Below are 13,091 nucleotides of genomic sequence, written 5' to 3'. Positions count from 1 at the left end.
AATCCATTAAAGTGCGTAAAGTGCTATGTACAACCCTAATAGCCAACTTCCTAAAGTTTGGTTATGAGATTCTCTTTCGTAAATGAAAGAATAAAGAAATGACCGAGAAAGATATATCTTCTTTTTTGAAGCGATGTCTTAGACACTCTCTACCTACTTATGGTTAATCGGTATTATACGTTTGAAGTTCGTTTATGGTAGGATATTGCCAATGAATGGGACATTTTTAACAAAGAAATTAAGACGCCCCGTCTATCTTCCGCCACAATAGATAGAAACTATTCGGGGCACAATTTTGTAGAATAGCCAATATACACCCACGCTCACGGTGAGCATTGTAACCGGGCTTAGTATATAAATAAGGAATGCTTCGAGCTCGTTGTGTGGTACTACTATTCCGTGCTTCAATATGGTAAGAATGCCACCCAACACAATAGAGTGAAAGGCAAACACAAAGAAAGTGGAATTGATTAGAACAAGTGGCAGTGGAAAAGCAAGTTTGTTTTGTTGTTTGCGACGCTCTAAAATGCGTGTAGTTGTAGAAACTATGAAAACTATCAATCCAGCATACATTAAGTTAGCACAATTTATCTGCCAAGCAAATATAGCAAAGAAGAGACCTCCCCACTTTAGCGGACGCATAACATCTATAAACTTTATTTGTTTAATACTAAAGAATGCTCCGAAAGAAAAGAACAACAGTCCTTGAACACTTACCCCCGGTAGATTTTCAGCCCAACGCGATGCATAAAGCAAAGCAACAAACAACAGTATTGATATCTCCTTTTGTTTATTTGCAAGCCAGTGCAGTACCTTATATATAATAGGTGTAAAAAGGCAAATCACCATTAAGTCTCGTATGTACCAAAACGGAATAACTAAAGGTGCAGCTATGCCGCCTTGTGGACCAATCTTACTTATATCCCAAAAGCAAAACAACCAGTCGGTAAAGCTAAAACTTTCTATGGGTTTATGCACAATAGCTGTCCAGTTTGGAAATATCCCCTCTGCCACAGATAAAAGAAAGAGATAAGTGCTAATCCATAGAATGTAGGGTAGAAGTAACGAGAAAGCACGTCGTTGTAGCTTATGTAAATACAATTCTTTAGAGAATAAGCCTTCTTTAAAGAATAACGAACCACTGATGAAGAAGAAAAACGGATTAGCCAGTGTTGCTAATGAATTAGAAATGATGTCAAAGACATCGCCCAGAGATGGCAACTGTGGACCAATTCCAGTTGTATTGATTGTCCAAAATACGTCCCAATTGGCACTAATATCATGGAAATTAGAGTGAATGAAAAGTATCAACACTACCAACGGGAAACGCAAGACACTTATAACTTGCGACTGTGTGTTGGCAGTGTTTATACTTATTCTCATTCGTTTAAGCCTTATCAGCTAACAATTTTGCTGCCATTTCTTTGCCCAATCGCCAGCATTCTGCTTTTGTTTCTTCGGTAAGGGCTTGTCGCATTTCAACAGGCTCACCCACTTTTTCGAAATGTCCACGTGTTTCGTTCCAATCGCCAATAGCTGTAACGGCTCTACTTGCCCAGCCGTAAGAGCCGAACCAACCAATGTAGTGATTCTTAATGTCGTGATTGGCTATTTCAGAAAGCAACACTTCCATTTCATGGTACAAGCCATTGTTATAGGTTGGTGCGCCAACTATTAAGCCCTTATAACGGAAGATATCGCGGAGAATATAGCTGTGCGGAGTCTTTGAAATGTTGTACATCACAATATTCTTCACTCCCTCAGCTGAAGCTGAACGCGCAATCTGTTCAGCCATGCGTTCGGTGTTGCCGTACATTGTGCCGTAACAGATAACAAGACCTGCTTCTGTTTCGTATTTAGACATCTTGTCGTACAGTGCAACCACCTTTTCCACATTGTCGTGCCATACCGGACCGTGTGTAGAGCAGATGTAATCGAACTTGACACCAGCAAGTTTCTTCAGTGCATTCTGTACAGGAGTGCCGTATTTACCAACAATGTTAGAGTAATAGCGTACCATTTCCAGCCAATAAGGCTCTGTATTGATGTTTTTGTCAATAATTCCACCATTCAATGCGCCAAAACAGCCAAAGCCATCGCCAGAGAAGAGAGCAGAACTCTCACCTTTGTAGAGAGTCATCATTGTTTCTGGCCAGTGTACCATAGGTGTCATAAAGAATTGTAACGAATGTTTTCCCAATTCCATTGTTTCACCATTCTTTACTTCTATAGTATTCTCTTTTATACCATAAAAACCAGACAGTAGGTCGAATGTCTTCTTGTTTCCTATAACTTTAATGTCTGGATAATACTGTTTGAGAAGTGCCAATCCGCTTGAATGGTCTGGCTCCATGTGATGGATAACGAGATAATCTATCTTCCTGTCGCCAATTACTTCTCTAATGTTCTCTATGAATTGCACGAAGAAGTCTACTTCTACTGTGTCTATCAGTACGACTTTCTCATCGTCGATGAGATAAGAATTGTAACTAACTCCATGGGGCAAGGGCCACAGACCTTCGAAAAGTTGCTTATTGCGGTCGTTTACGCCTACATAGTAGAGCTTATTTGCTATTTCTATCATATCGTATCATTTATTTGTTGGTTTGCAAAAGTAGTACTAATTCGGCAGATTTCAAAAAGAAAATAACTAATTTTGCAGCGTATGAAATATAATACAACACGTTTGGCGAATGGGTTGCGCATTATTCACCTCCCATCTACATCGCCAGTGGTTTATTGTGGCTACGAAATTAATGTAGGCTCTGCCAGCGAAGCCCCAACGGAAGAAGGTATTGCTCATTTCTGCGAGCACGCTACGTTTAAAGGAACGCAGCACCGAGATAGCTTGGAAATTATTAAATGCCTTGAAAATGTAGGCGGCGATTTGAATGCCTACACCACCAAGACGTCTACAGTTTACCATTCTGCCATTCTCAGCGAGCACTTTCCACTGGCTGTAGACTTGCTTTCAGATATTGTTTTCCGAAGCGTTTATCCACAGAAAGAAATAGAAAAGGAAGTGGAAGTCGTATGCGACGAGATAGAATCGTACAACGACAGTCCGGCGGAGCTTATTTATGACGAGTTCGAAAATCTTCTTTTCAATAACCTGCCGTTAGGGCACAGCATTCTGGGCACGAGCGAAATGGTGCGACAATTCACCTCGCACGATGCACAGCGGTTTACTAACAAATATTATCGCCCCGACAATGCCATATTCTTTGTTTATGGAAATGTGGAGTTCAGACGGATTGTTGCACTCTTGCAACAGCATACGGCAGACATAGCTCCTTCCAATCCGCTTTGCATAGGTTATACCGAAGACGCTACAAACACGCTTGTTAAGCCGGCAGCAATGTATCGCACATCGAACATTGTTGTAGACAAGAAGACACATCAAGCACATGTCATGATGGGCACGCGTGGCTATTCGGTACACGATGAGCGCCGTATTGCTCTCTACTTATTGAACAATATACTTGGTGGATCTGGCATGAGCACCCGCTTAAACCTTTCGTTGCGCGAACGGAATGGACTGGTTTATACGGTTGAAAGTACATTTGCATCGTTCAGTGCCATGGGAATGTGGAGCACTTATTTCGGTTGCGACCCACAAGACACCGACAAGTGTATATCGTTGGTGCGACAGGAGTTCGACAAAATAATGCAGGAGCCGCTTTCGACCGAGGAACTTGATAGGGCAAAACACCAGATTAAAGGACAAATAGGCATTGCCTGCGATAATCGGGAGAGCTTTGCGCTCGATTTTGGAAAGAGTTTCTTACATTATGGCTGGGAGAAAGACATAACTAATCTTTATGCGCAAATCGATGCGGTTACGGCAATTGACATTCAAAACGTGGCGAAAGATTTGTTTGCAGAGGAGAAACTTACGACGCTTATCTACAAATAGCCCCAAATTGGTTCATTAGAAATTGACAGAGAGCCTTTTCCTGCTGAACCGATTGGCATAAAACAAGATTGCGACCGAAACACTGCTGAAACGTCAATAGGTATGAGGGGGTGATGAAATGCCTCCTGCAGCCTTACAACCATTTCGCAGTCACTGAGACGAAACGCTTAAAAGCAGACGTAAGGTTGCAGCCTTTCGATTACATCGGGCGGAAATTCCTTGAGCAGCCTAAGTTGTGAAAGACTGTTTAATCTGCCTTTTAATCGTCTGTATTCTACTATCTGGCGTGCCATATAGAAGTTTATGTATGGGTGGCGACGCAGTTGCGACACCGAAAGGGTATTCAGATTGAGACGCTTGGTTTGTGTGTTGCGAACCTCGAAGAACGGCAACGACTCCACCGGAAAGCCCTCTATCTCCCTCAGTTGTCCCACCGCAACGTATCCGCCAAGTCGTTCTCCATAAGCTACAATGGCTTTTGCCCAGCCAGAACCAATGCCGGGAACTTTCTTCAGCATCGTTGTATCGGCATGGGCAAGGTTGATGTGTGCGCCCAACTTAATCTTTATGGGATATCGAATGGTATCCCTGTCGTATTTCTTGTAGGGTTTATACGCATCGTTCTTCTTGTACTCCTCGTAGGCTTCGTGCAGTTTTCGCTGTTCTTCTGCCCGCCCTCGCTCGTAATTGCGTATGGTTTCCATCGTGAAAGCAGGCTGATAGTCGTCGCCAATGGTTATGTAGGGTTCCAAAGCCCGGTATTGCTTGCGGGTTAAACCATAGACTTTGGCAAACGATTGGGGCGAACGGAATACGCCTCCCTTGGCTCTGTACTTGTAGATATTGCGTATTTGGTAGGGTGCAAGACCTAAACAACTTAGCTGTAGACTGTCTGCCGTGTTCGGATCGAACGGAAACAGCTCTACTTTTCGTTCGTTCTCCATTCTGTACTGCTCCGAACCAGACTCGTACCTGGTCGTATTCCTTCCTTTTTCTGTGGCAATTGCCGCGCTGTCAGCACCATTCAGCAATGTGCTACTGTGCTTGTTGCCTAATAAAAGCATGATTCCCAAGATGCCAATGGCAAGACATAGCAGAAAGGCAATAGCCTTTCTATCCGTCTTTTGCAGGTAAAAGAATTCACGAAAATCCATAGAATGACATATAATTGTTTTTAGATTATTCAGTTGAAACGCTACTGGAATGCCAGAATATTGTTATTTTTGCAGTAAAATAGTATAGAATTATGAAGAGAATGCTCTCGTTATTGCGCAGGTTTCCAATGGTCATTGCCATGACGATATTTATCTTGGTCGTTTCGTTAATACCTATTCCGGAGACACCATTAAGTAGTATTACACTCATAGACAAGTGGACACACATCGGCTTATATACCATACTGGGCATGGTTGTGGCGCACGAGTACTTTCACAACCAAAAATCTGTAACACCAAAGGGTATGTTTCTGGGCGTCTGGCTGTTGCCTTCGCTCTTGGGAGGGGCAATAGAATTACTGCAAGCCTATTGTACCAATGGGAACAGAAGTGGCGAATGGCTCGATTTTGTTGCCGACATGGTAGGTTGTACCATCGCTTTGATTATCGGTACTCTGCTGGTAAGGTTTCTTTCCAGGCACTGAATGGGTTGCAACGCATCTGCCGATTGTAAAAGCGGGCATCTCCCGTTACCTCCATTCCTATGAAGTCGGGCTTCTCGAAGGTCTCCGTTATGCTGCCTAACTCTACTTCTGCCATTACAAGCCCCTCGTTCTCGCCATGAAACTCATCGATTTCGAAGACATGTCTGCCACTTTTCACAAGATAGCGGTGCTTGTCTATAATTCCTTTTTCGCACAAGCGAAGAAGTTGTTCCGCCTCTTCGAGGGTTATTTCCTTCTCGAATTCGTAACGCGAAAGACCACCATCAACCGATTTTCCCTTGATTGTCAGATAGCCTTTGCTGTCGCGAATGCGTACACGAACAGTATTGATGTCTGCAAAATATCCCTGTCTGACATGACTGACGCTGTACGCCTGACTCTTCCAGTCCATATTTTTATGGACAAGAAACTTGCGTTCAATTTCCAATCCGCTGCTCATCATGCAGTAAGAGTCATTGCCCACGCCATTAAGATGAGGGCTAATATCATGAGAGATATGGCAATCCACTTGATAACAGACTTTGCTTCTTTCTCTTCCCGTGCCTCGCGTGCCTTCTTTCTCAATTTGTTCTTGTTGCTCATAGTGATATTGTTCTACGCAAAAAGCCCTTTCGGCTTCTCGCAGGTTACTATATATAATAAGGTGAGAAAGTCTCTCTCAATTCACCTTTTCTATTCTTCTTCTTCAGGAAACTCCATTAAGTACGCCTTAATAAAGCCGTCTATCTTGCCGTCCATCACACCGTCTACATCGGAAGTCTGGTAGTTTGTACGGTGGTCCTTCACACGACGGTCGTCGAAGACATAGCTTCTTATCTGGCTCCCCCATTCTATTTTCTTCTTCGAAGCCTCAACCTTGGCTTGCGCCTCCATACGTTTTTTCATTGCACGGTCGTACAACTGCGACCTCAGAAGCTGCATTGCCTTCGCCCTATTCTTTGGTTGGTCGCGCGTTTCCGTGTTTTCTATGAGGATTTCTTCCTGTTCTCCCGTGTCGGGATCTTCGTATTGATAACGCAAGCGCACGCCAGATTCTACCTTGTTCACGTTCTGTCCACCGGCACCACCCGACCTAAAGGTGTCCCAACTTACGCGTGCGGGGTCTACATACACTTCGATGGAATCGTCGATAAGGGGTGAAACGAACACGCTGGCAAAGCTCGTCATGCGCTTTCCCTGTGCATTGAAAGGACTGACGCGCACCAGACGGTGTACGCCGTTCTCGCTTTTCAGGAAGCCGTAGGCATATTCTCCGCCCTCAAACTTCATGGTTACGCTCTTTATACCTGCCTCGTCGCCATCTTGAATGTCAGAAATGGCAACCTTGTAGCCGTGTGCTTCGCCGTAACGCATATACATTCGCATCAGCATAGATGCCCAGTCCTGACTCTCCGTACCCCCTGCGCCGGAATTAATCTTCATTACGCACTCCATGGAATCCTCTTCTTGGCGAAGCATATTCATCAGTTCGAGGTTCTCTATATCGGTTATTACCTTTGCATAGTCGTTGTCTACTTCTTCTTCGGTAACGAGTTCGTCTTTATAGAAGTCGAATGCGAGTTGCAGTTCTTCGGCTTCCGATTTCACATTTTCGTAGCCTTTCAGCCATTTTTCTATGCCTTTGACCTTCTTCATCTGCTCCCTTGCACGGTCGGCATCGTCCCAGAAGTCGGGTGCCTGCGTGCGAAGCTGTTCTTCTTCGAACTCTATTTTCTTTTTATCTATGCCTAAATAGTGGTGCAGGGCATCTACGCGTGCCACCACATCTTTCAGTTGTTCTGCTGTAATCACTTTCCTTTTCCGTCTTTAGATAGTGTTTTCTTATTCTTCGTACATACGGTCTATAACGTCCTTATAGTTCTTGTAGACTATTGGCCGGCGCAGCTTCAGCGTGTTTGTCAGTTCTCCATTCTCTGCCGAAAAGTGGTGGGGCAACAGCGTGAACCGCTTTATTTGCTCGTATGGGGCAAGCAACTGCAAGAGCGTAGCTATGCGCTCCTTCATCATCTTGTTCACTTGAAGGTTGTTGCAAAGTGTTTCTCGGCTGTCGTAGTCTATCTTAAAGTCTCTCGCCCACTCCTCCAAGACTCTGAATTCGGGTACAATGAGTGCAGAAACGTATTTGCGCTGGTCGGCAATAATGGCTACCTGGTCGATGAACTTGTCTACCAAGAGTAGTCCTTCTATCATTTGTGGAGCAATGTATTTGCCGTTCGACGTCTTAAAGAGGTCTTTTATGCGTTCTTTCAGATACAGTTCTCCATCTTTCAGATAGCCTGCATCTCCGGTACGGAAGAAGCCATCGGGGGTGAAAGCCGTTTCGTTTATGTGCTCGCGATGGTAGTATCCCGGTGTGATTGTTGGACCTTTCAGCAATATTTCGTCGTTCTCGCCAATCTTTATCTGCAATCCTTCGATGGGTCTGCCCACCGACCCCACTGTAAAAGGCTCGCCGCGGTGGTCGCAACTAACGGTGGCGAGACTTTCGGTGAGGCCATATCCCGCAAGCATGTCGAGTCCTATGCTGTGTACAAAGGTCTCTACTTCGGGCGAAACGTATGCACCTGCCGTTGGAAAGAAGTTCGGATTGGTGAGCCCTAATTGCTTGCGAACGAGCCCAAGAACCGTCTTGTTCAGCAATTTGTACTCTAATTGCAGACTCAGGGGGGGACGTTTGCCTCGTCCGAGATACGTTACGTTGTGCTTGCGCCCTACCTCCAATGCATGTTCGAATATCTTTCGTTGTACTGCACTTGCGTTTTCAATTCTTTCTTTCACCGCTATATATACCTTTTCCCAGAAGCGTGGCACCGACGCCATGCAGGTTGGGTGGGTCTCTCGCATGCTGTCTTGAATTTCTTTCGGGTACGTGTTCACTATCAATTCGCCTCCGTTGGCTAATACTAAGTAGGCGAAAGCACGCTCGAAGACGTGTGCGAAGGGCAGAAAGTCAATTGACCTGTCCTTATCGGAAAGGGGAACGCACAAGCTGTTGGCAAGCATGGCAGCATTGTACATGCCATGAGTGAGTATAACGCCCTTGCTTTCGCCGGTTGTTCCGCTGGTATAGAGTATGTTACAAATATCTTTATCGCTTGCCTCTGCCCAGCGTTTTTCCACTTCAGACTGGCGTGGCAGTTTTTCGCCAAGCTTCAGGAAGTCTTCAAAGAAGATGGCATGTGGGTCGTGAGAACTTATGCGTACGCTCGGATCGAAGATGATAATGCGTTCCAACGACGGGCAAAGTGGGAGTACGCGGTGTGCTTTGTTATACTGTTCCTGTTCGCCTACAAAGACGTAACGAATGCTGGCGTCTTGTATCATGTATTGTATTTGCTGTTCGGAACTTGATGCGTAGAACGGAATGGTGATGACACGAACACCGTACGCCCCGAAATCAGTGTACAGATATTGTATGCAGTTCTGGGCAAACACGGCAATTCTCTCTTGTGGTTTCAGTCCTAAGTTAATCAAAGCATTCGAAACCTGCTTTACACGCATGGAAAATTGGTTCCACGAAACCGATTTCCATTCCAAGCTTCCGAAGTTCCTGAAGGTGATAACGGGCTTTGTTCCATACTTCTTTGCCTGTTCGTGTATGAGTACAGCGTAGTGATATTTTGCCTGCATAGTTTTTCTTTCTTTTATCGAATACAATTGTTCGTATGCTTTATAAGCAATGCAAAAATAGTAAATATAAGTCAGATAAGGAAATTATTTCAAGGTTATTATGAATTAATTTCTGTCTTTCTATGGCATAAACGAACAATAAAAACGAAGAATGGTATAGTAATAATATGGTTGGACATAGTCTGGAAGATGCTGATTTAACCCAAACCGGGCATTAGAGTACGAACAGATTGATTGACTTTATAACGAAGGCGTAGTGGGCTACAGTAAGTTGGAAAGATGTAACAGTATCGGTTTTAGTTCGCAAAAGGGTAGTTTTCGCATGGTAAAAGAGTCGGTTTTGCGCGGTAAAACAGGCACTTTTAGGACATAAAACAGACGGATTTGTAATATGCTGATATACAAGTTGTTGTGTAAAAACTATTTTGAGAGGATATTATTACATTTCTTCTACATTCATACAGTGTATATTGTAAGTGTGGGAACCTTGGTAATTGTGTCATCACAAAGAGGAATATGGACAACAAAAAATAGGTATCCGAGGCTCGGATACCTATTTTTTCTTATTCTTCAAATTGGACTACAGCTTGTTGTTTGAACCTTATTTCCCGAAAGGGAAGGTCTTCCAAGGACTCTTCGGGTCCTCAAGCAGCTTATTAACTTCACGAACCTGATGTTTTACTTCATATCCGCTGGCACCCCAAAGACAAAGTCCGATGATATAACTCTTGCCGAAGTCTTCCCAAGAAGTGAGCGACTGATGTGCCATTTCGTCGGCTACATCAACAAATTGCCAAAACTCGGCTTCGTTAATAAACTTTGATTCGAGACACATACGTGCTACATAGACCAAACGACTTGTAGCCCAACCGGCATCGCCAATGCGTACAAAGTCGTCTTCGTTGCGTACAATTCCTAACTTAACCAAGTTTCCAATAGATTTGAAAGCACGCTCTATCTGTTTGCTACAAGCCAATAGATCACTCTGATTTACAAATGTATCGTTAAGGTATTTGTCTATATCTTGTTGGTTTTTAAGCTTAAACGCCTCGGCAATTTGTGGGAAATAGCTTTTCTTGCACTCTACTTTAAGTTCGCCCAAGACGTTCATGGCATTCTTGTTGTTGGATATATTCCAGGCATCGTCAAGCCTTTCTTCGCGTTCTTCGCTTGTCATGCCAGTCTTAAGACTATTCATATAGACCTTATCCTGTACATAATAGGCAGCGCCCAAAAGTACTTTACGTTGTTGATCGCTGCTTAAAGTAGTTTTAGCGTCCATTTTAAAGCTACTCCCCAAGTGGCGGAATACGGTTTTAAATTGCTTTAAGTAGGTGTAGAGACCAACCAAGACTGCAATAGCAATTACCGCATAGATAATCCAAGTGTATGGACTGCTTTCATCAGAGTCAGACCCCGTAGGCACTTTAAGGCGCAGTCTGAAGGCAGAAGCCTCTTGCGCAACAAGGCACAACATAAACATTACACTAAAAATAGTTCTCTTTTTCATATTCTATTATTTTATAAAGATTAATTTTTAAAACCGAATGCTCTTCCAAGGACTCTTCGGATTCGAATACATATCCCTTGCATGACCTGCCATAACTTCAAAATAGTTGGCAGTGCCACACCACAGACAGCGTCCGATGATGTAACTCTTGCCGAAGTCTTCCCAACAAGTGAGTGTTCGGTGGGCTATTTCGTCGGCTGCATCGATATATTGCCACATCTGTTCGTCGGTGATATAATCTTGTTCACGGCACAGTCTTGCCATGAATACTAATCTTCCGGCGTCCCAAGCATCAGGTCCGATACGTACAAAGTCGGCTTCGTCTTTGATGATTTGTTCCTTCATTAGAGAATCAATAGACCCGAAAGCATACTGAACCTGCTCCCAACAGGCGCGTATATCACCTTCATTTTGAAAGGTATCGGCGAGATATTGCTGTATAGCCTTCTTGTTTTTGAGCTTCAAAGCCTCGGCAACTTGCGGAAAGAAACGGCGTGTACCTGCGTGTTCCAGATAGTTGAGTGTGTCTATTGCCGACTCCTTGTTGGGAATTCCCCAACCCTTTGCAAGCATTGTCTGGCGTTCTTCCCTGTCCATTCCGGTCTTTATGGTATTCATAAGGGCAGACTTCTGGGCTGAGAAAACACCGCTCAAAAGCACCTTGCGTTGTTGGTCTTCGGTCAAATCGGTTTCCTTTGCCATTTGGATATTGCCGCGAAAAAATCTGAACAGACTCTTGATTTTAGAACTGTTGTTGTATAGCCAAAGCAAGATTGCCAAGCCGACAACGACTGCAATAATCCAGAATATAGTGTTATTGTCGTTTTCCGGAAGCTGAACTTTCTTCGCAGTAATCTTGAAAGCTTCTGCATACTGTGCCACGAAACATAGCATCAGCATAAGAATTGTGGTTGTTTTCTTATTCATAAAAACAATTGTAATAGGATTTTAGTTTATTTCTTCTTGCCCTTTACCTCTTTCCGTGCTGCTGGCTTCTCGGGCATTTTATTCTCTGGACGAGCAAATCCGTCCTTTGTAGCACGCGCACTCATGGTCTTGATGCGCTTGTCAAGGTCTGGGTGCGAAGAGAACATACGTTTCCATTTGCTGTCTTTCTGGTAGCCTGCGTCCTCTTCGAGTTTCTTCAGCTTCTCGAATGACAAGGCGATAGCCCAAGGGTTCTTGCCGTTTTTCTTGAGGAATTCATAGCCATAAGCGTCTGCATTGCTTTCTTGCTTCTGTGAGTATGTAGCGTTCAGCAGTGCCTCGCCAAGTTCGCCAAGCTGTGAGTCGGTGAGTGCGGCTGCCTTACCGTTGGTTGAAGATATGCCATCTTTAAAAGCAGAAGTAAGCAAAGCGGTACGGAATGCGTTCTTTGAATCTTTGTGGGCAACGTGTCCAATCTCGTGTCCGATGACGCCGAGCAGTTCTTCGTCGGTCATAATGTCCATCAAAGAAGAGAATACGCGCACGCTACCGTCGGCACAAGCAAAGGCGTTCACATCAATAACGTGGTAGACTTTGAAGTTCAAAGGAATTCCTTCGACGTCGGTCAGGCCTGCTGTAAGCTTCTTCAAACGAATAGTGTAGGGACTGTTTTCGGGGCAAACTTTATTGTGTTTGTCCATCCAATCAATGTACTCCTTGACGTAATTTACCACGTCGGCATCGGTTAAAGTTACTGCTTTCACTGCCTTTGCAGCACCTCCGACAGCCTTTTTAAGGTTAATCTGAGCCATTGCTGGCATTGTGTTCAACATGCAGAAAGCTGCAACGAACACGTGTGATAAAATTTTTTTCATAAAATACATTTTGTTTTAAGTTTAAAAGAACAGTGCAAAGATATACAAAAAACTTCTACTTTACATTAATTATAGATTTTTTAAACATCTATGTACCGTCAAGGTGTGATATTATTCAGGTAGAGATGGCAAGACATTTAAGCGCATGCATTGATGGATAAAACAATTTGCTGCATATTACAAGATGCGAAAACACGAACTATTCCCATATACCGAATAGCTCGTGTGGCAAATGTTGGAGAATAGGTAAATAATCAAGCAGGAGGCAAAAAGCTCTTGGACAAAACATGATATTAAGGGGAAAGTTACAGACTTGACAAGCAACATAAAGAGAAAGGGAAGCACTCCTTATAATCATAATCTCTATGTCGGACTTAAATATATCTTTATTTCAAAACCTTTGTAGGCAATAACCCTGCGGAATATTCCCAATATCAAAAAAATAAATATAATGCTTTCCTGAGTGGACATTCAATTATAAGTAAGAAATTCTCGCTGGCTATGGAACGAATTATACTCACACTTCCAGCAATAGCGGACAGCTGACACTTCAAGGCGCAGTTTATAATGAAG

General features: G+C 43.7%; 12 protein-coding genes. 2 read left to right on the top strand and 10 right to left on the bottom strand.

Annotated elements, in window-relative coordinates:
* Window positions 1-252: 252 nt before the first annotated feature.
* Both RDV52_RS04830 and RDV52_RS04825 read right to left on the bottom strand, forming a co-directional pair.
* Window positions 253-1,383 carry an acyltransferase family protein gene (locus RDV52_RS04830; protein ID WP_004366753.1) on the bottom strand — a complete coding sequence of 377 codons (1,131 nt, stop codon included), beginning with the start codon at window positions 1,381-1,383 and terminating at the stop codon, window positions 253-255.
* A gap of 4 nt (window positions 1,384-1,387) precedes the next feature.
* Window positions 1,388-2,584, bottom strand: coding sequence for an FprA family A-type flavoprotein (locus tag RDV52_RS04825; RefSeq protein ID WP_004362308.1), 1,197 nt, complete (start codon window positions 2,582-2,584; stop codon window positions 1,388-1,390).
* 81 nt (window positions 2,585-2,665) lie between these two features.
* On the opposite strand from RDV52_RS04825, the gene RDV52_RS04820 reads away from it, so the two are divergent.
* Complete coding sequence (locus RDV52_RS04820) at window positions 2,666-3,916, top strand: M16 family metallopeptidase (RefSeq protein ID WP_004366755.1); 1,251 nt, start codon at window positions 2,666-2,668, stop codon at window positions 3,914-3,916.
* A 167-nt stretch (window positions 3,917-4,083) separates the two neighbouring features.
* On the opposite strand, the gene RDV52_RS04815 is transcribed toward RDV52_RS04820, so the two are convergent.
* Complete coding sequence (locus RDV52_RS04815; RefSeq protein WP_004366757.1) at window positions 4,084-5,070, bottom strand: helix-hairpin-helix domain-containing protein; 987 nt, start codon at window positions 5,068-5,070, stop codon at window positions 4,084-4,086.
* Window positions 5,071-5,162: 92 nt separating this feature from the next.
* Here RDV52_RS04815 and RDV52_RS04810 point away from each other — a divergent pair, with 92 nt between their 5' ends.
* Entirely contained in the window at window positions 5,163-5,555 is a 393-nt protein-coding gene (locus tag RDV52_RS04810) for a VanZ family protein (protein ID WP_004362311.1), read from the top strand.
* On the opposite strand, the gene RDV52_RS04805 is transcribed toward RDV52_RS04810, so the two are convergent.
* The 7 genes from RDV52_RS04805 to RDV52_RS04775 all read right to left on the bottom strand — a co-directional run bounded on the left by RDV52_RS04805 (window position 5,515) and on the right by RDV52_RS04775 (window position 12,518).
* Window positions 5,515-6,018, bottom strand: coding sequence for a CYTH domain-containing protein (locus RDV52_RS04805; protein ID WP_004366762.1), 504 nt, complete (start codon window positions 6,016-6,018; stop codon window positions 5,515-5,517). The two genes, RDV52_RS04810 and RDV52_RS04805, sit on opposite strands and share 41 nt — an antisense overlap.
* Complete coding sequence (locus RDV52_RS04800) at window positions 6,015-6,158, bottom strand: hypothetical protein (protein WP_004362313.1); 144 nt, start codon at window positions 6,156-6,158, stop codon at window positions 6,015-6,017. Before RDV52_RS04800 ends, RDV52_RS04805 begins: the two co-directional genes overlap by 4 nt.
* A 90-nt stretch (window positions 6,159-6,248) precedes the next feature.
* The gene (gene prfB, locus RDV52_RS04795; protein WP_004366763.1) at window positions 6,249-7,367 is read right to left on the bottom strand and encodes a peptide chain release factor 2; all 1,119 of its coding nucleotides are present in this window, start codon (window positions 7,365-7,367) and stop codon (window positions 6,249-6,251) included.
* A 30-nt stretch (window positions 7,368-7,397) separates the two neighbouring features.
* Window positions 7,398-9,206: an AMP-dependent synthetase/ligase gene (locus RDV52_RS04790; protein WP_040557052.1), complete on the bottom strand. Its 1,809-nt coding sequence runs from the start codon at window positions 9,204-9,206 to the stop codon at window positions 7,398-7,400.
* A 601-nt stretch (window positions 9,207-9,807) separates the two neighbouring features.
* Complete coding sequence (locus RDV52_RS04785) at window positions 9,808-10,716, bottom strand: DUF1266 domain-containing protein (RefSeq protein WP_004366766.1); 909 nt, start codon at window positions 10,714-10,716, stop codon at window positions 9,808-9,810.
* 27 nt (window positions 10,717-10,743) lie between these two features.
* A complete protein-coding gene (locus RDV52_RS04780) occupies window positions 10,744-11,643 on the bottom strand; it encodes a DUF1266 domain-containing protein (RefSeq protein WP_004366767.1) in 900 nt (299 codons plus the stop codon).
* Window positions 11,644-11,669: 26 nt separating this feature from the next.
* Entirely contained in the window at window positions 11,670-12,518 is an 849-nt protein-coding gene (locus RDV52_RS04775) for a M48 family metallopeptidase (RefSeq protein WP_040557054.1), read from the bottom strand.
* Between the last annotated feature and the right edge of the window lie 573 nt (window positions 12,519-13,091).

This window comes from Prevotella nigrescens (assembly GCF_031191185.1).
Lineage (GTDB): Bacteria > Bacteroidota > Bacteroidia > Bacteroidales > Bacteroidaceae > Prevotella > Prevotella nigrescens.
This window is presented reverse-complemented; position numbering and strand designations above follow the sequence as displayed.

What these genes read in the sequence shown, in the direction of transcription:
- RDV52_RS04805 (WP_004366762.1), bottom strand. Translation starts at nt 6,018, where the DNA reads ATGATGAGCAGCGGATTGGAAATTGAACGCAAGTTTCTTGTCCATAAA.
- RDV52_RS04780 (WP_004366767.1), bottom strand. Translation starts at nt 11,643, where the DNA reads ATGAATAAGAAAACAACCACAATTCTTATGCTGATGCTATGTTTCGTG.
- RDV52_RS04825 (WP_004362308.1), bottom strand. Translation starts at nt 2,584, where the DNA reads ATGATAGAAATAGCAAATAAGCTCTACTATGTAGGCGTAAACGACCGC.
- RDV52_RS04810 (WP_004362311.1), top strand. Translation starts at nt 5,163, where the DNA reads ATGAAGAGAATGCTCTCGTTATTGCGCAGGTTTCCAATGGTCATTGCC.
- RDV52_RS04790 (WP_040557052.1), bottom strand. Translation starts at nt 9,206, where the DNA reads ATGCAGGCAAAATATCACTACGCTGTACTCATACACGAACAGGCAAAG.
- RDV52_RS04775 (WP_040557054.1), bottom strand. Translation starts at nt 12,518, where the DNA reads ATGAAAAAAATTTTATCACACGTGTTCGTTGCAGCTTTCTGCATGTTG.
- RDV52_RS04830 (WP_004366753.1), bottom strand. Translation starts at nt 1,383, where the DNA reads ATGAGAATAAGTATAAACACTGCCAACACACAGTCGCAAGTTATAAGT.
- RDV52_RS04815 (WP_004366757.1), bottom strand. Translation starts at nt 5,070, where the DNA reads ATGGATTTTCGTGAATTCTTTTACCTGCAAAAGACGGATAGAAAGGCT.
- RDV52_RS04800 (WP_004362313.1), bottom strand. Translation starts at nt 6,158, where the DNA reads ATGAGCAACAAGAACAAATTGAGAAAGAAGGCACGCGAGGCACGGGAA.
- RDV52_RS04820 (WP_004366755.1), top strand. Translation starts at nt 2,666, where the DNA reads ATGAAATATAATACAACACGTTTGGCGAATGGGTTGCGCATTATTCAC.
- RDV52_RS04785 (WP_004366766.1), bottom strand. Translation starts at nt 10,716, where the DNA reads ATGAAAAAGAGAACTATTTTTAGTGTAATGTTTATGTTGTGCCTTGTT.